21 protein-coding genes, 1 tRNA gene and 1 pseudogene are annotated in these 17356 nt (G+C 71.2%); 12 read left to right on the top strand and 11 right to left on the bottom strand.

Annotated features, from left to right (window positions below; translation table 11 throughout):
• Positions 1–27: 27 nt before the first annotated feature.
• Positions 28–165, bottom strand: a pseudogene (locus IE252_RS11260) (LLM class F420-dependent oxidoreductase); the annotation flags it as partial.
• Positions 166–555: 390 nt separating this feature from the next.
• On the opposite strand from IE252_RS11260, the gene IE252_RS11255 reads away from it, so the two are divergent.
• A complete protein-coding gene (locus tag IE252_RS11255; RefSeq protein ID WP_190089212.1) occupies positions 556–1809 on the top strand; it encodes an MFS transporter in 1254 nt (417 codons plus the stop codon).
• On the opposite strand, the gene IE252_RS11250 is transcribed toward IE252_RS11255, so the two are convergent.
• A complete protein-coding gene (locus tag IE252_RS11250) occupies positions 1797–2393 on the bottom strand; it encodes a TetR/AcrR family transcriptional regulator (protein WP_190089211.1) in 597 nt (198 codons plus the stop codon). The two genes, IE252_RS11255 and IE252_RS11250, sit on opposite strands and share 13 nt — an antisense overlap.
• Positions 2394–2573: 180 nt before the next feature.
• On the opposite strand from IE252_RS11250, the gene IE252_RS11245 reads away from it, so the two are divergent.
• Positions 2574–2747 carry a hypothetical protein gene (locus IE252_RS11245; protein WP_190089210.1) on the top strand — a complete coding sequence of 58 codons (174 nt, stop codon included), beginning with the start codon at positions 2574–2576 and terminating at the stop codon, positions 2745–2747.
• A gap of 17 nt (positions 2748–2764) precedes the next feature.
• Positions 2765–3529: an alpha/beta fold hydrolase gene (locus tag IE252_RS11240; protein WP_190089209.1), complete on the top strand. Its 765-nt coding sequence runs from the start codon at positions 2765–2767 to the stop codon at positions 3527–3529.
• A 23-nt stretch (positions 3530–3552) separates the two neighbouring features.
• Here the strand turns inward: IE252_RS11240 and IE252_RS11235 are convergent, their stop codons facing one another.
• From IE252_RS11235 to IE252_RS11225, 3 genes are all read right to left on the bottom strand, one after another.
• Entirely contained in the window at positions 3553–4044 is a 492-nt protein-coding gene (locus IE252_RS11235) for a GNAT family N-acetyltransferase (protein ID WP_190089208.1), read from the bottom strand.
• Positions 4045–4154: 110 nt separating this feature from the next.
• On the bottom strand, positions 4155–4907 hold the full coding sequence (locus IE252_RS11230) for an IclR family transcriptional regulator (protein WP_190089207.1): 753 nt from the start codon (positions 4905–4907) through the stop codon (positions 4155–4157).
• Positions 4908–5037: 130 nt separating this feature from the next.
• Positions 5038–5301 (bottom strand): UBP-type zinc finger domain-containing protein, encoded by a 264-nt coding sequence (locus IE252_RS11225; protein ID WP_190089206.1) that lies wholly within the window; start codon positions 5299–5301, stop codon positions 5038–5040.
• A 130-nt stretch (positions 5302–5431) separates the two neighbouring features.
• Between IE252_RS11225 and IE252_RS11220 the strand changes: the two genes are divergently transcribed.
• Both IE252_RS11220 and IE252_RS11215 read left to right on the top strand, forming a co-directional pair.
• Positions 5432–5704, top strand: a complete 273-nt coding sequence (locus tag IE252_RS11220) for a DUF1876 domain-containing protein (protein WP_190089205.1) — start codon at positions 5432–5434, stop codon at positions 5702–5704.
• 287 nt (positions 5705–5991) lie between these two features.
• Complete coding sequence (locus tag IE252_RS11215; protein WP_190089204.1) at positions 5992–6729, top strand: class I SAM-dependent methyltransferase; 738 nt, start codon at positions 5992–5994, stop codon at positions 6727–6729.
• 97 nt (positions 6730–6826) lie between these two features.
• Here IE252_RS11215 and IE252_RS11210 read toward each other — a convergent pair whose 3' ends face one another.
• Positions 6827–7189, bottom strand: coding sequence for a cupin domain-containing protein (locus IE252_RS11210; RefSeq protein WP_190089203.1), 363 nt, complete (start codon positions 7187–7189; stop codon positions 6827–6829).
• 323 nt (positions 7190–7512) lie between these two features.
• Here IE252_RS11210 and IE252_RS11205 point away from each other — a divergent pair, with 323 nt between their 5' ends.
• The 4 genes from IE252_RS11205 (at position 7513) to IE252_RS11190 (ending at position 11079) form a co-directional block, all read left to right on the top strand.
• A complete protein-coding gene (locus IE252_RS11205) occupies positions 7513–9036 on the top strand; it encodes a chitinase (RefSeq protein ID WP_190089202.1) in 1524 nt (507 codons plus the stop codon).
• A gap of 163 nt (positions 9037–9199) precedes the next feature.
• Positions 9200–9967: a vWA domain-containing protein gene (locus IE252_RS11200; protein WP_190089201.1), complete on the top strand. Its 768-nt coding sequence runs from the start codon at positions 9200–9202 to the stop codon at positions 9965–9967.
• A gap of 133 nt (positions 9968–10100) precedes the next feature.
• Entirely contained in the window at positions 10101–10484 is a 384-nt protein-coding gene (gcvH, locus tag IE252_RS11195) for a glycine cleavage system protein GcvH (RefSeq protein ID WP_190089200.1), read from the top strand.
• A gap of 49 nt (positions 10485–10533) precedes the next feature.
• Positions 10534–11079, top strand: a complete 546-nt coding sequence (locus IE252_RS11190; RefSeq protein ID WP_190089199.1) for a CchlQ — start codon at positions 10534–10536, stop codon at positions 11077–11079.
• A 57-nt stretch (positions 11080–11136) separates the two neighbouring features.
• Here the strand turns inward: IE252_RS11190 and IE252_RS11185 are convergent, their stop codons facing one another.
• Positions 11137–11340 carry an antitoxin gene (locus IE252_RS11185; RefSeq protein ID WP_190089198.1) on the bottom strand — a complete coding sequence of 68 codons (204 nt, stop codon included), beginning with the start codon at positions 11338–11340 and terminating at the stop codon, positions 11137–11139.
• A gap of 200 nt (positions 11341–11540) precedes the next feature.
• On the opposite strand from IE252_RS11185, the gene IE252_RS11180 reads away from it, so the two are divergent.
• Positions 11541–11849, top strand: a complete 309-nt coding sequence (locus IE252_RS11180; RefSeq protein ID WP_190089197.1) for a putative quinol monooxygenase — start codon at positions 11541–11543, stop codon at positions 11847–11849.
• Positions 11850–11871: 22 nt separating this feature from the next.
• On the opposite strand, the gene IE252_RS11175 is transcribed toward IE252_RS11180, so the two are convergent.
• Positions 11872–12474, bottom strand: coding sequence for a phosphoribosylanthranilate isomerase (locus IE252_RS11175; protein WP_190089196.1), 603 nt, complete (start codon positions 12472–12474; stop codon positions 11872–11874).
• A 158-nt stretch (positions 12475–12632) separates the two neighbouring features.
• Here IE252_RS11175 and IE252_RS11170 point away from each other — a divergent pair, with 158 nt between their 5' ends.
• On the top strand, positions 12633–14489 hold the full coding sequence (locus IE252_RS11170; RefSeq protein WP_190089195.1) for an alpha-L-fucosidase: 1857 nt from the start codon (positions 12633–12635) through the stop codon (positions 14487–14489).
• A 75-nt stretch (positions 14490–14564) separates the two neighbouring features.
• On the opposite strand, the gene IE252_RS11165 is transcribed toward IE252_RS11170, so the two are convergent.
• Positions 14565–15200: a TMEM175 family protein gene (locus tag IE252_RS11165; protein ID WP_190089194.1), complete on the bottom strand. Its 636-nt coding sequence runs from the start codon at positions 15198–15200 to the stop codon at positions 14565–14567.
• A gap of 88 nt (positions 15201–15288) precedes the next feature.
• Here IE252_RS11165 and IE252_RS11160 point away from each other — a divergent pair.
• A tRNA-Met gene (locus IE252_RS11160) sits at positions 15289–15362 on the top strand.
• A gap of 58 nt (positions 15363–15420) precedes the next feature.
• Here the strand turns inward: IE252_RS11160 and IE252_RS11155 are convergent.
• Together IE252_RS11155 and IE252_RS11150 are read right to left on the bottom strand one after the other, a co-directional pair.
• On the bottom strand, positions 15421–16176 hold the full coding sequence (locus tag IE252_RS11155) for a dienelactone hydrolase family protein (RefSeq protein ID WP_190089193.1): 756 nt from the start codon (positions 16174–16176) through the stop codon (positions 15421–15423).
• A 147-nt stretch (positions 16177–16323) separates the two neighbouring features.
• Entirely contained in the window at positions 16324–17235 is a 912-nt protein-coding gene (locus IE252_RS11150; protein WP_190089192.1) for a hypothetical protein, read from the bottom strand.
• Positions 17236–17356: the final 121 nt, after the last annotated feature.

Genomic DNA, 17356 nt, shown 5'->3' with positions numbered 1-17356 from the left:
CTCCGTCGCGCGGTGGCCGAGGCGGCGTCACAGCTCGCGCAGGGCGGGCAGTAGTTTCTCCTCGGCCCAGTGGATGAAGGGGAGTTGCTGCTCGCCGCCGATCTGGACGAGGGCGACCTCGGCGAACGGGCGTACCGCGTCGACGAAGACCGAGACGTCGGTGCCCACCACGTGTTCGCGCGCTCCGCGGCCACCAGGTCGGAGACGAGGGCGCGGGGGCCGGTCTGGTCGGTCATCATCGTGTAGCCGATTTGCACCAGATTCAACCCCTTACCTCCCTCCCTCGCCAGTTCGATGTTTTCGACGCGCCTGCGGGGCTACGCGATCCCACAGACCCGTTCGCCCGTGAGGAGTCGTCGTGGTCATCGTGGCCGTTCTGATCCCGCCCCTGATGCTGGGCGCGCTGCTCGCCCTCGCGCGCTACGAGGAACGCATGTTCGGCGACCCCGAGGCGGTACGAAAGCGCGGGCGCCACCGGCACGCGAGGAATGGCCCACTCACACCCGTGCGAAATGGACCAGCGGGAAGGGCCACCGGGGCCATAGTGTCCCGTACATGACGACAAGATCGGTGGCCCCCGCAGACCCTCGGCGCCTTCTCTCGCTGGCCCAACTGACCAATTCCGTCGGCGACGGCGCGTACCTCGTCACCTCCGCCCTGTACTTCACGCGCGTCGTCGGTCTCGCCCCGGCGCGCATCGGCCTGGGGCTGACGCTCGCGTGGGCGGTCGGCTCGGTCGCGGGCGTACCGCTCGGGCGGCTCGCGGACCGGCGCGGGCCCCGCGGGACGGCGGTGCTCCTCGCCCTGACGACCGGCGCGGCGGTGGCGTCGTTCCTGGTCGTCCGCTCCTTCGTACCGTTCCTGCTGGCCGCCATCCTTTACGCGACGGCCCAGTCGGGCCTGTCGGCGGCCCGTCAGTCACTCCTCGCCGGGCTGGTGACCGAGGCCGAGCGGACGGCGACCCTGGCACGTCTTCAGGCCACGCTCAACGCCGGGCTCGCCGTGGGCGCGGCGCTCGGGGGTGTGGCCCTGCACTCCGATACGACCGGCGCCTACCTCACGGTCTTCGCCCTGGACGCGGCGAGCTTCCTGGTGTGCGCGCTGCTCCTGGCGCGGCTCCCCCGGGTCGCCCCCGTGCCGTCACCCACGGGCGGGCGCGGTGGCCCGACGGTCCTCAAGGACCGCCCGTACGTCGTGGTCGCCCTCCTCAACACCGTGCTGCTCCTGCGGATGCCGCTGCTCAGCCTGGGGATTCCGCTGTGGATCACTCAGCGCACGGCCGCACCGGCCTGGCTGGTCTCGGCGCTGTTCGTGCTCAACACCGGTGCGGTGATGCTCTTCCAGGTGCGCACGGCCCGGAGCGTCACGGGACTCGCGAGCGCCGTGCGGTCGGTGCGCCGTTCCGGCGCGGTGATGCTGGCGGCCTGCGCGGTCTTCGCGCTGTCGGCTGTGGGTGACGAGCCCTGGGTGGTCGCAGCGGCGCTCGTCGCCGGTTCGGTGCTCCTGGTCGTCGCCGAGATGCTGCACTCGGCGGGCTCCTGGCAGATCGGCTTCGACCTGGCACCGGCCGACCGGATCGGCGAGTACCAGGGCCTGTTCGGCACGGGCGTCACCGTCGCCCGCACCCTGGGCCCGCTGCTGCTGACCGCGCTCCTGGTGGACTGGGGCAGCCCCGGCTGGCTGCTGCTCGGCGGGATGATCCTGGTGGCCTCGTACGCGATGGGGCCCGCGACGCTCCGGGGCGCGCGCCGGGCGGCGACCCCCGCCGCTCCGGTCCCCGCCCAGGTCCCGTCCGGTCAGTCCGGCTGAAGCGAGCGCCAGACCCGGTCGGGCAGGATCCGGTACGCCTGGGCGAGGTCGATGTCGTACGTACTGGACAGCCAGCGGCGTGCGGTTTCGGCCGGGGGCCCGAGGATGAGGACGTCGATCAGGGGCGAGGGGAGGGGCGCGATCTCGCCTGCCTCGACGCGCGGGCCCAGCCAGGCGGCGATGACGGCCAGCTTGATCGCCTTGACCCGGCGGATCTCGTCGGCGTGGGCGGCGAGATAGCCGGAGTACGCGGAGGCGTGCAGGAAGAGCGCGACGTCCGGGTGCTCCTCGGTGAAGCGCAGATAGCACTGGACGAGCGCGCGGATGCCGGTGCGGGCGGTGCGGGCCCGGGTGAGCACGGCGGTCATCTCGTCGAAGAGCTGCTCCATGCACCGGGTGTAGAGAGCGGCCGCCAGGCCGTCGAAGCTGCCGAAGTGGTGGTAGAGGCTGCCGAGGCTGACCCCGCTGGCGCGGGTGACGGCGCTGACGGTGAATCCCTGCTGGCCGGACTCGGCGAACACCCGCAGGGCGGACGTCAGCAGGCGGTCGACGGTGGCCTCACCGCGCTGCTGCCTAGGCGACATGACCGCGCCCCGCCCGGTGCGTGGCGTGCCCGTGCCGAGGGCCTCGGGCTCGGGGGGCGCCCCAGGGGGCACCGATCGGGATGCTGTCTGCCATGATGGCAACCCTAGCGCAGCGATCTGTAGAAAACTGTTCTAGAAATCGCCTCCTCAACTGGCGTCCCACCGACCACACTTGACCGTATGACTCGACGCCTTACCGGCGAACAGCCGGAGATCGACACCGCCACCGAGGACGGCATCCGGGACGACTTCTGGTGGCCCGTCGCCACGCTGCCGACGGCGGCCGACGGTTCGGAGGCACCGCACCCGGCCGACTCCCGGGCCGGAAAACTGGGGTGTACGGCGCGGGTGTGATCATCTACGGTGACGCGGTGAATCTTTCCCATGATGTGGCCGGAACCGGCCCCGCAGTGCTCCTGCTCCACTCCACCGTCTGCGACCGGCGGATGTGGGACCCCCAGGTGTCGGCGCTCGTCGGCGCCGGCTACCGGGTGGTGCGCTGCGACTTCCGCGGCTTCGGCGCGTCGCCGATGCCCGACCGTCCGTACAACAACGCGGAGGACGTCGTCGCCCTGCTGGACGAGCTCGGCATCGAGCGCGCGGCGGTGATCGCGTCGTCCGGCGGCGGCCGGGTCGGGCTGGAGATCGCGGCCCGTTGGCCGGGGCGGGTCACCTCGCTGGGACTGCTCTGCACCGCGCTGGCCGGGCACGAGCCCACCGCCGAACTCGACGCGTTCGGCGACCGCGAGGACGCGCTGATCGAGGCCGGCGACATCGCCGCGGCGACCGACCTCAACGTGGAAGCTTGGGTGGGCCCCGAGGCCGATGCCTCGGTCCGGGAGCAGGTGCGCGTGATGCAGCGCAACGCCTTCGACGTCCAGATCGCCGCCGAGGAGGAGTTCGGCCAGATCAAGGTCGAGCCCGACCTGTCCGCGATCAAGGCCCCCACCCTGCTCGTCTCCGGCGACCACGACTTCGCGGACTTCCGGCAGATCGCCGTGCACCTCACCGGTGTGCTGGCCGACGCCCGCCACCTCGAACTCCCCTGGGCGGGCCACCTCCCCAACCTGGAGCGCCCCGACGAGGTCAACGGCATACTCGTCGACTTCCTGCGCGAGACGCACGCGGCGGGCTGAGCCCGGGCGGGGCTCCGGCGCCGTCAGCCGCCCGCCGCGTAGCAGCGGACGGCCACGGTCTGCCGGGGTCCCCACTTCTGCTCGACCTCGGCCAGCAGCTCCCAGCCGAGCCGTTCGTACAGCGCGGTCGCCGCGGTGTCCGAGGCCACCACGTCGAGCACCGGATGCAGACCTCGGGCCCGGGCCTCGGCCACCGCCCGGGCCATCAGCAGTCGGCCGATCCCGTGCCCGCGCGCCCCGGGGGCGACGAACAGCCGGCTGACCACGGCGGTCGCGTCGGGGCCGACCCCGGCGCGGGCGCTCCACAGACCGGGTGCCACATCCCCCGTACCGCTGAGCGACAGACCGATGTGACCGGCGACCCGGCCGTCCAGCTCCGCCACCCAGGCGGAGAGGAGCGACGGCTGCGCCAGCCAGTCGGCGGGGCGGTCGGGCCAGTTCACCGGATAGCCGTCGCGCTCGTGGACGGCGGCGAGCGCGTGGACGCACGCGTCCAGGTCGCTATCCCTGCGCATGCGGACGTACGGGACTGGGCGTCGCGGTTCGCTTCTCTCGCTCTTCACCGCGTCATGGAAGCACGGTCCGGGGCCGGGCCCGGATGTTTTTCGGCGGCGGAGCCCGTCCCTCAGAGCTGCCACGCCTGCGGCATACGTGCCAGGTTCGCGCCGATCATGCGGGCCGCGCGGCGCAGTGGTTCGCCCGCGGTGGCGAGCCTGCGGCGGTCGAGGACGGAGACCGCGAGCGCGGCGACGACCTTTCCCGACGGGGCGCGGACGGGCGCCGCCAGACAGGCCACCAGTACGTCGGCCTCGTAGTGGTCGGTGGCCGTTCCCTGCTCGCGCGCCACCTCGATCCGGCGCTGCCAGGACCCGTCGCCGTGGCCCTCGGGTGGCTCCCTCACCGGTCCGGCCGCCGCCAGCACCACCTCGGCGGCGCTCCCGGGCGGCAGGACCGCACCGGCCCGCAGCGGGAAGACGTCGTCCACCTCGCCGGGCAGCGCGGCCACCACCAGCGGGTTTCCGGTGCCGGGCACCGACACGCTGACGCTGGCGCGGGTGGCCGCGGCGAGGTGCCGCAGCGGCCCCACGGCGGCCGTGTGCAGCGGCCGGTCGGGGCTCCAGGCCCGGCCGAGGCGGACGATCGCCGGTCCCATGCGGTACCGGCCCGACCGGCGCTGCACCGCGTCCAGCGCCACGAGCTGGTCCAGCATGCGGTGCACGGTCGTCTTGGGCAGCCCCGCATGCGCCGCCAGCTCGCTCAGTCCCCCTTCCTCCACCCGCGCCAGCGCCTCCAACAGCGAGAACGCCCCCTCCAGCACGCCGCGCCCCACCGCGCCGCCGTCTCCCCCGTGCCGTACCGATCTGAGTCCGTGGTCCACTGTCGTCCCCCGTCGCCGTGATTCCCGTCCATGGTCGAACCACGGGAGCGGCGCCCGGTATCCCCAACCTTGGGTATGGCGCGCCACGTTGCCCGGATGGTGGGATGGTGGGCGACCCGCGCCCGCGGTCTCAGACCAGGGCGTCGTGGACGAAGCACCAGCGCCAGTCCTCGCCGGGTTCGAAGGAGCGCACGATGGGGTGCTCCTCGCTCGCGGCGTGCGCGCGGGCGTGGCGCAGCGGGGACGAGTCGCAGCAGCCGACGTGGCCGCAGCTGAGGCAGAGCCGCAGGTGGACCCAGGGGGAGCCCAGGCGCAGACAGTCCTCGCAGCCCTGCGGGGTCCGGGGCTCCACGTCGCGGATCATGGCCAGATGCGGGTCGGGCTGGGCGGTCATCGCGTCCTCCGGGGTCTGGCATCCAGAGTAGGAACGCCCGGCGGCCGCCGCACTCCGTCTCCGTCTCGCGGCCGGGGTGCCGCCGAGGGACCCTGGAGGTAGGAAGGGCGAGCCCTGGAGGTGATCCGTCATGACCACACTCGTCGGGTGGCATGTGGAGCTGGAGTTCTCCGAGGTCGGGGACCGCACCAGCGCGGTGGGCCTGGTCAGACTCGGTGACGGCACCGAGGTGAAGGGGCACGGCTACGCGATGCGCCACCCCTCGGACCCCGAGCAGCTGCGGGTCGGCGAAGAGATCGCGGGCTCGCGGGTCCTGATGGACCTCGCGTCCCAGCTGCTGCAGAAGGCTCACATCGAGATAGACGAGGTGTCGGGGCGCAAGTCCCGGCCGCTGACCGGCTGATTCCGCCGGGCGCGGCGGGCCGCGGTGACGAACTCGCGACTGGAGTCCGCCACCGGGCCGCCGCCCTGGTGCCCTTTTGAGAAACCCCGCCCGACCCCCTCGACACTTCCCCCGGGGCGGCCCTGGACGGGACCCTGAACAACTCCGCGCCCCCGCCCACGCGTGGGACCCTTTCCATGATCACCCAGGGCCCTCACGCGGCCGCTCACGACCTCCCCGCACCCCGCCTGATCTGGTCTTTCCTTCCTGCCCTCCCTACGATCACGGGACAGGGAAAGGGGGACCGGATGGACCGGAACATCCGCACCATCGACGACGTACTGAAGCTCATGGACGGCCTGTTCGCGCCCGAGGCCGACCGGTGGACGATCGGTGCGGCGACCTGGTGGGACGAGTTCTACGCGGACCACACCAAACCGGTGCCGTTCTTCGTGGCGAAGCCGGACGAGAACCTCGTCAGCTACCTCGACCGTGGGCTGATCGCGCCGGGCCGGGCGCTCGACCTGGGCTGCGGGCCGGGCCGCAACGCGCTCCACCTCGCCTCGCTGGGCTTCGAGGTGGACGCCGTCGACCTCTCCCCCGGAGCCATCGACTGGGCCGAGGAGCGCGCCAAGGAGGCGGGGGCCGACATCCGGTTCCACCGGGGCGACGCGTTCACGCTGGCCGATACGGTGCTGGCCGGGCCGTACGACCTGATCTACGACTCCGGCTGCTTCCACCATCTGCCGCCGCACCGCCGCATCAGCTACCTCGACCTGCTCGACCGGGCGCTGGCGCCCGGGGGCCATCTCGCCCTCACCTGTTTCGCGTCGGGCGAGATGGGCTCCGAACTCCCCGACGGCGACTTCTACCGCCAGAACGGCCTGCACGGCGGCCTCGCCTACACCCCGGAGTCCCTGCGCTGGATCTTCTCCGACCTCGCGGAGGTCGAGCTGCGCCGGATGCGCAACGAGCCGCCGGACTCACCGCGCTTCGGCGAGCCGTTCCTGTGGACCGCCCTGTTCCGCCGCGAGGCCACGGCGTAACCGACCGACGGAAACCGGCCGTTCGCGCAGCGGCCGAGACGCACCGCGCCCCCTCTTGGTGGAGGGGGCGCGGTGCGTATGCGGGTGCGGGGCGCGGCTACCTCTTCGCGTAGTCCGCGAATCCCATCCAGTCGACGACGACGCACGGGTCGCCGCCGAGGACCCAGGCGTCGTGACCGGGCGCGATGTTCATGTAGTCGCCGGGGCCGAAGTCCTCTTCCTGGCCGTCGTTCATGACGACCTTCATCCGGCCGGAGACGACATAGCCCGCGTGGGCGACCAGGCAACTGTCGGTCTGGGCGATCGGCTTGACGTGTTCGGACCACTTCCAGCCCGGCTCGAACGTCGCCCGGCCCACCTGTCCCCCGCCCACGTTGACCAGCTCCAGGCGCCCCTTGCCGTCCTCGAACGGACGGACCTCCTCCGGCGCATCGAAACTCTTCCGTACGAGACCGGCCATGTGCGCTTCTCCTTGGGCGGCGGGTGGCGGTGAACGAGCGACGGTCCGAACATACCCACGGCGCCGGGGGGCTGCGAACGGCATGGGCCGTACGGGTGACGGAGTCCCGGGTGCCCGCCTCCCCGCCCCGCGGAATTCCCCGGCGAGTGGTCCAGTGCGCCGCATCCCCGGTGACCGACGCCGTAGCCACCCTTGCCCGAAATTGGTCTAGTCCTGTTTTGGTCCAGTCCATTGACATGTCTCTGATCACGGAGATATCCCATACCCAACACCGCTGTGTCCCACGGGAATTGGCGGACGCACCCCTCACACCTTGGACGGACATGAGACGCATGCGTACCCTCCGCGCGGTCCTGACCGCGACCGTCACCGCCGTGGCCACGGCGGGCCTCGCCGTGCTCGGCGGCGGCTCCGCCCAGGCCGCGACCCCTCTGCCGGCCCATGTCTTCGCCCCCTACTTCGAGGCCTGGACCGGCGAGAGCCCCGCCGCGCTGGCCGCCCAGTCCGGCGCGAAGCACCTGACCATGGCGTTCATCCAGACGGCGTCCAAGGGCTCCTGCACGCCGTACTGGAACGGCGACAGCGGGATGCCGATCGCCGCCTCCACCTTCGGCAGCGACATCAAGACCATCCAGTCGCGCGGCGGGGACGTCATCCCGTCCTTCGGTGGCTACACCGCCGACACCACCGGCACCGAGATCGCCGACAGTTGCACGGACGTCGGCCAGATCGCCGCCGCGTACGAGAAGGTCATCACGACCTACGACCTGTCCCGGCTCGACATGGACATCGAGGTCGACTCGCTGGACAACAGCGCCGGAATCGACCGGCGCAACAAGGCGATCAAGCAGGTCCAGGACTGGGCGGCGGCCAACGGCCGCAAGGTCGAGATCTCGTACACCCTGCCCACCACCACCTCGGGTCTCGCCGCCAGCGGCCTCGCCGTGCTCCGCAACGCGGTGAGCAACGGGGCGCGCGTCGACGTCGCCAACATCATGACGTTCGACTACTACGACAACGCCAGCCACAACATGGCCAACGACACCCAGACGGCGGCCCAGGGGCTGTACAACCAGCTCGCCCAGCTCTACCCCGGCAAGACCTCGGCCCAGCTGTGGGGCATGATCGGGGTCACCGAGATGCCGGGCGTCGACGACTTCGGGCCCGCCGAGACGTTCACGCTGGCCAACGCCACCCAGGTGTACAACTGGGCCGTCTCCAAGGGCATCAACACCCTGTCGTTCTGGGCGCTCCAGCGCGACAACGGCAGTTGCCCCGGCGGTGCGGCCGCGGACAACTGCTCCGGCATCCAGCAGAACACCTGGGACTTCAGCCACATCTTCGAGCCGTTCACCTCCGGTACCACCGCTCCCGCCAATGACTTCTCGGTGGCGGCCTCGCCCGACAGCGGCTCGGTGGCGGCGGGAAGTTCGGCCACCACCACGGTCAAGACGGCGGTCACCGCAGGTCAGGCGCAGTCCGTCAACCTCACCGTCAGCGGCGCCCCGGCCGGTGTCACCGCCTCGCTCAGCCCCACCTCGGTGACGGCGGGCGGCTCGTCCACCCTGACGGTGTCGACGACGTCGGCGGCCGTCTCGGGCACGTACACCCTCACGGTGACCGGCTCCAACGCCTCCGCCGACCACTCGGCCACGTACACCCTGACCATCACCGGCGGCAGCGGCCACCAGTGCACGGCCACCCCGTGGAACGCCACCTCCGTCTACACCGGCGGGACGCAGGTGTCGCACAAGGGCCACAACTGGAAGGCCAAGTGGTGGACGCAGGGCGAGGAGCCCGGCACCACCGGTCAGTGGGGTGTCTGGCAGGACCTGGGAGCCTGCTGAGCCCAGCGCGCACGATGAGGTGGTGTCCGGTACGGAGCGGCTCCGTGCCGGACACCACCCTGTTCCGGCACACACCCTTCCCAAACCACCGCCTCCTCCCACACCCTTTGAACCTGATGTCCGCGCACAGCGGCGCGGGCGACTCGGCGGCGGGGGTGGGGCGATGCCGGACGCTCCGGTGACAGACGGCTGGGCCGTGGACATCGTGCTCTGCGTCGACGTGACGGGCAGTATGGCCCCGGTGCTGAACCAGGTGAAGGAAGGAGCGCTGTCCTTCCACGGGCGGCTGAAGACCGTGATGGCCCGGCGCGGGATGGCCGTCGGCCGCATGCGGTTACGGGTGATCGCCTTCCGCGACTTCGGGGCGGACCGCAACCACGCGATCGAACGCACGGCGTTCCTGGACCTGCCCGAACAGGACGCGGAGTTCGCGGAGTTCATCGCGGGACTGAGGGCGACCGGCGGGGGCGACGTCCCCGAGTCGGGCCTGGAGGCACTCGCCCTGGCGGTCCGCTCACCGTGGTCGGCGGAGACCGACGACCGACGGCACATCGTCGTCCTGTTCACCGACGCACCGGCCCACCCCCTGGGCAAACACACTCCTCGCCGACGCGCCGCCAAGTCCCCCTCGGACCGGCCGCCGTGGTGGTCATCGCGCCGCAAGGCCGCGACATCCGCCTCCCCCTCGGACTACGACGTCTACCCACGCACCCTCGACGAACTCCACGACCAATGGGGCCGCGAGGGCCTGGACGGCGCCCTGATGGACCAGTCCGCCAAGCGACTGCTGATCTTCGCGCCGGAGCAGCAACCGTGGCGCGACATCGCGGAGACCTGGGACAAGACCCTGTTCGTGCCCTCGGTGGCGGGCACCGGGCTCAAGGAGATCGCCCTGGACGAGGTCATCAGCACCATCGCCCGCAACCTGTGACGGTGTGCTTCCTCACACCTTCCCGCTGTCCAAAAACCATCTCCAACCGGCCGCCGCACAGGGAAGATTTCCTCGTGATCGTCCGCCGTGGACGGTACGTACGTGTGCCGCGTGTGCCGAATGGAGCCCGAGCATGTCGAACATCCCCACCGACCTGCGCTACACCCTGTTCCACCAGTGGGTCCGAGACGAGGGCGACGGCGTGCTCGCGGTGGGCCTCACCGACTACGCACGACAGGCCCTGGGAGACATCGAGTTCCTGGAACTCCCCGACGCCGGAAAGACCGTCTCCCGTAAGGAGGCCGTGGGCACGGTCGAATCGGTGAAGGCGGCGAACGACATCTACGCCCCGTTGGCGGGCGAGATCGTCGCCACCAACGCGGACGCCGTCGCCACCCCGCAGTCGGTCAACACGGACCCGTACGGCATCTGGCTCTTCAAACTCACCCCGGCCCAGGGCGAGCCGACGGACGAGCTGCTGACGGCGGAGCAGTATCAGGCGGCCATCGGGGGCTGAGCCGCGTAGGTTCCGCATCCGACGGCATGAACTCTGGGGGAACGCAAAGGTGGACTGGGGCACGCTCGTCGCGACCTTCAGCGGTGGCTCGATCGCGATTTCCGGGACCGTGCTGGCCGACTACCTGCGTCATCGTCGGGAGGACCAGCGCGGGGGCGGGGCGCGGCGGCGGGCGGTGTATCTGGAGTTCATCACCGCCGCCGAGGCGTGCTTCACGCGGTTGCGTCACCTCGCGCAAAGCCCCGGTGAGGAGTCCGACCTGGAGGCGGCCACCCGGGCGGCGCTGCGTGAGGGCGGCATCCAGGAGGTGCGCGAGCGGTTGTTCATCGAGGCCAGCGCGGGCGTCGCCGGTGCCGGGCAGGGCATGTTCGAGCAACTGCGCGCGCTGCGCAGGGCGGTGGCGACCGGCGCCGGGGCGGAGTCGGCCGCCTTCCACGAGGCGTACCACCCCTACATCGCGGCGGTGTGGGCCTACCGGGTCGCCGTGCGCGCGGAGTTGGAAGGCCAGTCCCTCACGCCCGCGGCCTTCGGATGGGCCACGTGGGACGCGAAGGACCGCTGCCCCGTATGCCGGGAGGCCGCGGCGGGCGCTTGAGCAACGGGCCGTCGGCCCCGGCAAGTGCCGGGGCCGGCGCCCGTACGCCTAAGTGGTTCACATGGGCGGGCCTTCCCCGCGCTGCTCCTGGGTGCGGTCCGATCCCAACTGCTCCTTGAGCTTCTCCTGGGCCGTGTCGACCTGGCTGCTGTACTTGCCCTGGGTCTTCTCGTCGACGAAGTCACCGGCGCGGTCGATACCCTGGCCCGCCTGGTCCTCGTGCCCCTTGAGCATTTGCTTGAGCTTGTCCATCACGGACATGTCTTGTCCTCCTAGAACAGCCCCCGCACCCCAGGATCACCCCTTCCCCCGCCTCTTCGCATCCGGGCGGGGTCGTGAGGTGCCGCCGGGGCCTGGTTCAGGGCCACAGCGGAGCGGGCCGGGCAGTCCGGCCCCGCGCGGCGGGCTCCCGGACCACCGGGCCCCGGCCAGTCCAGGAACACCGCGATAAGGTCGGCCCCATGCCCGTAGTCATCGCGCGTGTCCACCCCGAACCCGGTCGTCTGCAAGAGGTGTTGGACGTCTACGCTGAGGCCGTCCCCCTGGTCCACCAGGAGCCGGGGTGCGAGCTGTTCGCCCTGCACACCGACCAGACGTCGATCTTCGTCGTCGAACGCTGGACCACCGACGAGGACCTCGCGGTCCACTCCGCCGGACCCACCTTCGCGCGGACCCGTGCGAAGGTGGCGGGACTGATGAGCGCCCCCGCCGACGTCTGGGTACTCGACGCGCTCCCCTTCGGTGATCCCCTCAAGGGGATCATCCAATAGGGCCGCCTACCGCTGAGGCCGCCTACTTCCGCGCCGCCGCCACGAAGGCCCGGATCAGCTGCTCCGACTTCACCCCGCGTTCGCTCTCCACACCGCTGGAGACGTCCACGCCCCACGCGCCGGTGGCCTCGACGGCCCGGCGGACGTTGTCCGGGTGCAGTCCGCCCGCCAGCAGCCAGCGGCCCTCGGGGGCGGTGAAGCCGGGCGAGGCCCAGTTCCACGGCTTGCCCGAGCCCGGGTCGGGGGCGTCCAGCAGCAGCATGTCCTCGTCCAGCTCGCCGCGGCGGACCGGGACCTCGGTGGCGGCGGTGGCCCGGATCAGGGTGCGGCCCGGCGCGCGCAGGGCCGTGTAGTACTCCGGCCCCTCGTCGCCGTGGAGCTGCACGGCGCGGATGCCGCTCTCCTCCGTAAGACGCCGGACCTCGTCCACCGGCTGGCCCCGGAACACACCGACCGTGAGGACGTGCTCCGGCACCCGCAGGGCCAGCCGTCGGGCCGTTTCGGCGTCCACCGTGCGCGGGCTGGCCGCGAAGACGAAGCCCACCGCGTCGGCCCCGGCCTCGACGGCCGCGTCCACAGCGCGCTCGGTCCGCAGACCGCAGATCTTGACGAAGAGATCGCTCATGCTCTCAGTCAATCAAACCCGTAGTCATCGGACCACTTGCCGTCGATTACGCGTGGAGTGGACCAACTCCCCCGCGAATCAAGAGTGCTGGGCGCATTGACATCCGATGTATTCGTCCCTACGTTCCCGGGCGAACCCTCACACCAGGGAGTCGCCCCATGCACACCGCACTCAGTCGCACCGGGCGCACAGTCGCCGGGCTCGCCGTGTTCCTCGCCTCCGCCCTGGGAGCCTCGATGGCTCCCGCCGCTGCCGCGAGCGCGGCGGACCCACCCGCCGTCGCCCCACCCGCCCAGGTCGCGGGCCCCGGTACGGACTACGCCACCGACGACCCGTTCACCTCCGACCGCACCAACTGGTTCCGCGAGGACCGCTTCGGGATGTTCATCCACTTCGGGTCGTACTCGAACTGGGAGGGCGAGTACCGCCGCCCCGACGGCAGCGTCTGCCGCAACGCCGAATGGATCAAGCGGGAGTGCGGCATCCCCATGGACGCGTACGAGAAGCAGGCCGCGACCTTCAACCCCGCCGACTTCGACGCCAAGGCCGTGGTCAAGGCGGCCAAGGACGCCGGGATGCGCTACATCGTCGTCACCTCCAAGCACCACGAGGGCTATGCGATGTGGCCCACCAAGGTCAACTCCTGGAACCTTCGCGACCATTCGGCCTTCGACAAGAACCGCGACATCCTCGCCGAGCTCAAGCAAGCCACCACGGCGGCGGGCATCAAGCTCGGGTTCTATTACTCGATCTGGGACTGGCACGACCCGGACTTCGCGAGCCCGACGACCTTCCCCAAGTACGAGCAGCGCATGTACGCCCAGCTCAAGGAGCTCGTCGACGGCTACCACCCCGATCTGCTGTGGTTCGACGGCGAGTGGTCGACCGAGAACCCCCACAACCCGTGGTCCGAGCGGGACGGCGAGCGTCTGGAGTCCTATCTGCACGGCCTCAGCCCCGACCTCGTCGTCAACAACCGGGTCGGCAAGCGCCGCGTCGTGGACGGCGACTACGGCACCCCCGAGCAGGAGATCCCCGCCGCGCCGGTCGACGGCCAGCTGTGGGAGTCGTGCATGACGCTGAACGACCACTGGGGGTACGCCCGTTACGACCAGAACTGGAAGTCCGGTACGACGCTGGTACGCAACCTCCTCGCCACCACCTCGCGCAGCGGCAACTACCTCCTGAACGTCGGTCCCGACGCCCGCGGCCGCATCCCGCAGCCCTCCGTCGACCGGCTGCGGCAGATGGGCGACTGGCTGCGCACCTCGGGGCAGGGCGAGGCCGTCTACGGCGCCCGCTACGGCGGCCTGGTCGACGAGCCCGCCTGGGGGTCGGTCAGCCGCAAGGGCGACAAGCTGTACGCGGCGGTCACCCAGTGGCCGTCCGGCGGCGCGGCCCTGCATCTGAAGGCGCGTACGGCCTTCGATGTGAAGGCGGCGCGGGTGCTGGGCAGCGGGCAGCAGGTGCGGGTCACCAAGGCCGGTGACGGGTTCGACATCAGGCCGTCGGGCGCCGCGACCAACGCCGTTGCCACGGTCGTCGAACTGACCGTGAACCCCGGTCCCACCACCCCCGCCGGAACCGGCCACGGACTCAAGGAAGAGATCTTCGACAACGGTTACCTCACCGGCACCCCGAAGGTCACCCGCACCGACCCCGCCGTGAACCACGCCTGGAGGTTCGCCGGTTCGCCCGACCCGGCGGTCCCGGCGGACTGGTTCAGCATCCGGTGGACCGGCACGATCGAGCCGCGCCGCTCCGAGACGTACACCCTCACGACCGTCTCGGACGACATGGCGCGCGTCTGGATCGACGGCAGGCTGGTGATCGACTCCTGGTCGCCGCACGGCCCGCGCGTCGACAAGGCCGCCGTCGGCCTCACCGCGGGCAAACGCCACACGATCAGGATCGAGTACGCGGAGCAGACCGGCGAGGCGCACATGAAACTCCTGTGGTCCAGCCCGGGCCAGGACCAGCAGGTGGTCCCGACGACCCAGCTGTACGCGAGCTGAGCCCCGCGCGGGGCGGTCTGCCGGTTGTCCCGGCGGCCGCCCCGGGCGGTTTCCTCAGGGATTTCCGCCGCCGACTCACGCTCCGCGCGCGAGGTGGGTGCGTGCGGCGGGGGCGCGGCGCCCCACGATGAAGTACACGACCAGCGCCGCGCTGACCGCCAGTGCGCCCACCGGGCTGAACAGGGCGATCAGCGCGGCCACCGCGTAGCCCACGGGGCCCAGCAGCGAGTGTCTGCGGGCGTTGCGCGCGTGCTCCCGCGCCCCGGTGTGCAGCAGCTCCGGCCGACGGCACAGGTGGTGCCAGAGCAGCGTGAACCACAGTGAGGCCAGCAGCATCGACAGGGTGTAGAACACCGCTGCGGGGCCGGCGTCGTCGCCGCGCAGGTGGTTGCCGAGCGTCGCGGTCGGCAGCGGGAGGAAGGACACCGTGGCCAGCATGCCTATGTTGAGGAACAGCAGTGGCCGGTCCACCCTGCGTACCTGGTGGAAGAGGTTGTGGTGGTGCACCCAGGCGATCCCGATGATCAGGAAGGTGACCGCGTAGGCCGCCAGCGACGGCCACTCGTGCCACAGCGCGGACCACACGCGCTCCTCCGCGCCCGGCGGTTTCACTTCGAGGATCAGCAAGGTGGCGGCGATCGCGATGATGCCGTCGCTGAGTGCCTGCAACCGTGCCGGGCTGATGGGTTCGACGGGCGCCTGGGCGTCCATGGTGTGGCTCCTGCGGGTTCGCGGGGTGGGGTGGAGGGGACGGCTGGTCAAGGGGAGGCGCACAGTGCCGTACAGTTGTGTTCACCGACGCGGGGTGGAGCAGCTCGGTAGCTCGCTGGGCTCATAACCCAGAGGTCGCAGGTTCAAATCCTGTCCCCGCTACTGTGCGAAGAGGCCCGCATCCTTTGGGATGCGGGCCTCTTCCCTTGTGCACGCGCGGTCAGAGGGCGCGGTTCAGCAGGGCGAGCAGGGCCTCCCAGTGGCGAGCGTCGCCGGCCGCGTCGTACGCGGCGGTGTCGGCCTGGGTGAAGCCGTGCTGGGCGCCTTCGTAGACCTCGGCCTCGTGGCGCACCCCGGCCGCCGAGAGGGCCTTGTTCAGGCGGTCGATCTGCTCGGCGGGCATGCCGGGGTCCTGGTCGGCGTGGCCGAAGTACAGCTCCGCGGTGATGCGGTCGGCGAGCAGGTGCGGGCTGTCGGGGGCGTCGGTCGCCATGCGGCCGCCGTGGAACCCGGCCGCCGCCGCGACCCGCTCGGGGAAGGATCCGGCGGTGCGCAGGGCCAGGCCCGCGCCCATGCAGTAGCCGGTGACGCCCACCGGCCCGTCCGTGACCAGCGGGGAGTCGGCGAGCCAGCGCAGATACGCGTCGGCGTCGCGCACGACCAGCTCGGGGGTGAGGGCGAATATGTGCGGGCCGAGGATCTCGAAGAGGTCGGGCCGCTGCTGCGGGTCGATGAAGTCGGGCAGCTCGACGATCGGCGCCCGCCCCACGCGGTAGAGCACGTTGGGGACCAGGACGGTGTAACCGGCCGCGGCGATCCGGTCGGCCATCCCCTTGAGGTGGGGGCGGATGCCGAAGGCGTCCATGTAGAACAGGACCGCGGGGTGCGGGGCGTTGTCGTCGGGGTGGACGAGATAGGCGTCGGCGGTGCCGTCCTGCGTGGGGATGTCCACGGAGGTTCCGAGCACTGTGGTCATGAACGTCTCTCTTCTCGTTCGTTCTTGCACATGTGACAGACCAACAGCCTGTCACAATCGCCCGAACGCGAAGATCCTTTTGTCTTACGTTCCGGCCAAATCCGGCCCTGCAGGCCGGATTTGGTCGACGGTTCACGCTCGACGCCGTCAGGTCAGCACGACGACCTTGTGCATGCCCTCGGCGACGTGCGGACGCCCGGTCTTGTCGTCCGGTACGAAGCACAGCAGCGCGTACGTGCCCGGGGGCAGGTGGTGGGTCTCCAGCAGCGCCGTGCGGCCCGGGGAGATGGCGCCGAGGCCGAGGGAGGGGCCGGTGAACGGCGGTGTCCCGGAGCCGTCGCCGCCGAAGAACGCCTGGATCTGGGCGTCGGTGGTGCCGCGCTTGACGGGCTGGAGCCCCATCTCGTGGAGCTCGTCCGAGGCGTTGTGGACCAGGATGTTGTCCGCGGCCCTGCGCAGGCCGTTGACGTCGAAGCGGGGACCGGCCGACGTCTCGTGGGTGATCACGATGCTGTCGGGAAAGGCCGCGAGGTCCTCGGAGGAGCCGCCGCGCCGGCTCCCGCGCAGGTTCAGCGTGCGGGTGACCGGATGGGCCGGGTCGGCCAGGAAGGCGGTGAAGTCCAGGAGGAGGACGGGGCCCGCGCTGATCGGGGTGGTGAAGGTCTCCGACACGGACGGGGTGACCTGGGCGCCGCCGAGCGCGTCCGCCTCGTCACGTACGGCCGAGATGCCCCGCGCGGCAGTGGCGGGAGAGTTCCGGTCGACGGCCTTGGCCAGGTCGGCGAGCACCTTGCGGACGGTGACACCGCGGTGGGGGCGGAAGGCCTGGAGGAAATGCCCGTTCTTGTCGTCGGTCCTCACGTGGAAGGCGACGAGACCGGCCTGTGCGGTGTCCGGCGCGTGGATGCCCGAGGCCCCGATCGACACCTCGACGGGGTGGCGGCCGTGGCCGCCGTACTCCTCCTGGGCGGTGGCGGTGGCGGCGCCACCGAGGGCGGTGGCGAAGGCCAGGGCGGCGGCCGCCGCCCTGGCCCCGTTGCGCAGCAGTGCGGTACGCATGGATCTCCTGTCGTCGCGTGCCCCCCTGTCACAGGGCAGCACCTTCGGTGCTGAGTGACCGTCAGCCACGCAGACGGCAGGTCCGATCGGGGTATCCCCCGGCCGGGCGGCCCGCGACCTC

It is taken from the genome of Streptomyces melanogenes, assembly GCF_014649795.1.
Taxonomy (GTDB): domain Bacteria; phylum Actinomycetota; class Actinomycetes; order Streptomycetales; family Streptomycetaceae; genus Streptomyces; species Streptomyces noboritoensis.
Note: the sequence above shows the minus strand (reverse complement) of the source record. Positions and strands in the feature narration are given on the sequence as shown.

What these genes read in the sequence shown, in the direction of transcription:
- IE252_RS11205 (WP_190089202.1), top strand. Translation starts at nt 7,513, where the DNA reads ATGAGACGCATGCGTACCCTCCGCGCGGTCCTGACCGCGACCGTCACC.
- IE252_RS11225 (WP_190089206.1), bottom strand. Translation starts at nt 5,301, where the DNA reads ATGACCGCCCAGCCCGACCCGCATCTGGCCATGATCCGCGACGTGGAG.
- IE252_RS11210 (WP_190089203.1), bottom strand. Translation starts at nt 7,189, where the DNA reads ATGGCCGGTCTCGTACGGAAGAGTTTCGATGCGCCGGAGGAGGTCCGT.
- IE252_RS11215 (WP_190089204.1), top strand. Translation starts at nt 5,992, where the DNA reads ATGGACCGGAACATCCGCACCATCGACGACGTACTGAAGCTCATGGAC.
- IE252_RS11155 (WP_190089193.1), bottom strand. Translation starts at nt 16,176, where the DNA reads ATGACCACAGTGCTCGGAACCTCCGTGGACATCCCCACGCAGGACGGC.
- IE252_RS11220 (WP_190089205.1), top strand. Translation starts at nt 5,432, where the DNA reads ATGACCACACTCGTCGGGTGGCATGTGGAGCTGGAGTTCTCCGAGGTC.
- IE252_RS11235 (WP_190089208.1), bottom strand. Translation starts at nt 4,044, where the DNA reads ATGCGCAGGGATAGCGACCTGGACGCGTGCGTCCACGCGCTCGCCGCC.
- IE252_RS11150 (WP_190089192.1), bottom strand. Translation starts at nt 17,235, where the DNA reads ATGCGTACCGCACTGCTGCGCAACGGGGCCAGGGCGGCGGCCGCCGCC.
- IE252_RS11180 (WP_190089197.1), top strand. Translation starts at nt 11,541, where the DNA reads ATGCCCGTAGTCATCGCGCGTGTCCACCCCGAACCCGGTCGTCTGCAA.
- IE252_RS11245 (WP_190089210.1), top strand. Translation starts at nt 2,574, where the DNA reads ATGACTCGACGCCTTACCGGCGAACAGCCGGAGATCGACACCGCCACC.
- IE252_RS11255 (WP_190089212.1), top strand. Translation starts at nt 556, where the DNA reads ATGACGACAAGATCGGTGGCCCCCGCAGACCCTCGGCGCCTTCTCTCG.
- IE252_RS11185 (WP_190089198.1), bottom strand. Translation starts at nt 11,340, where the DNA reads ATGTCCGTGATGGACAAGCTCAAGCAAATGCTCAAGGGGCACGAGGAC.
- IE252_RS11175 (WP_190089196.1), bottom strand. Translation starts at nt 12,474, where the DNA reads ATGAGCGATCTCTTCGTCAAGATCTGCGGTCTGCGGACCGAGCGCGCT.
- IE252_RS11165 (WP_190089194.1), bottom strand. Translation starts at nt 15,200, where the DNA reads ATGGACGCCCAGGCGCCCGTCGAACCCATCAGCCCGGCACGGTTGCAG.
- IE252_RS11250 (WP_190089211.1), bottom strand. Translation starts at nt 2,393, where the DNA reads ATGTCGCCTAGGCAGCAGCGCGGTGAGGCCACCGTCGACCGCCTGCTG.
- IE252_RS11200 (WP_190089201.1), top strand. Translation starts at nt 9,200, where the DNA reads ATGCCGGACGCTCCGGTGACAGACGGCTGGGCCGTGGACATCGTGCTC.
- IE252_RS11170 (WP_190089195.1), top strand. Translation starts at nt 12,633, where the DNA reads ATGCACACCGCACTCAGTCGCACCGGGCGCACAGTCGCCGGGCTCGCC.
- gcvH (WP_190089200.1), top strand. Translation starts at nt 10,101, where the DNA reads ATGTCGAACATCCCCACCGACCTGCGCTACACCCTGTTCCACCAGTGG.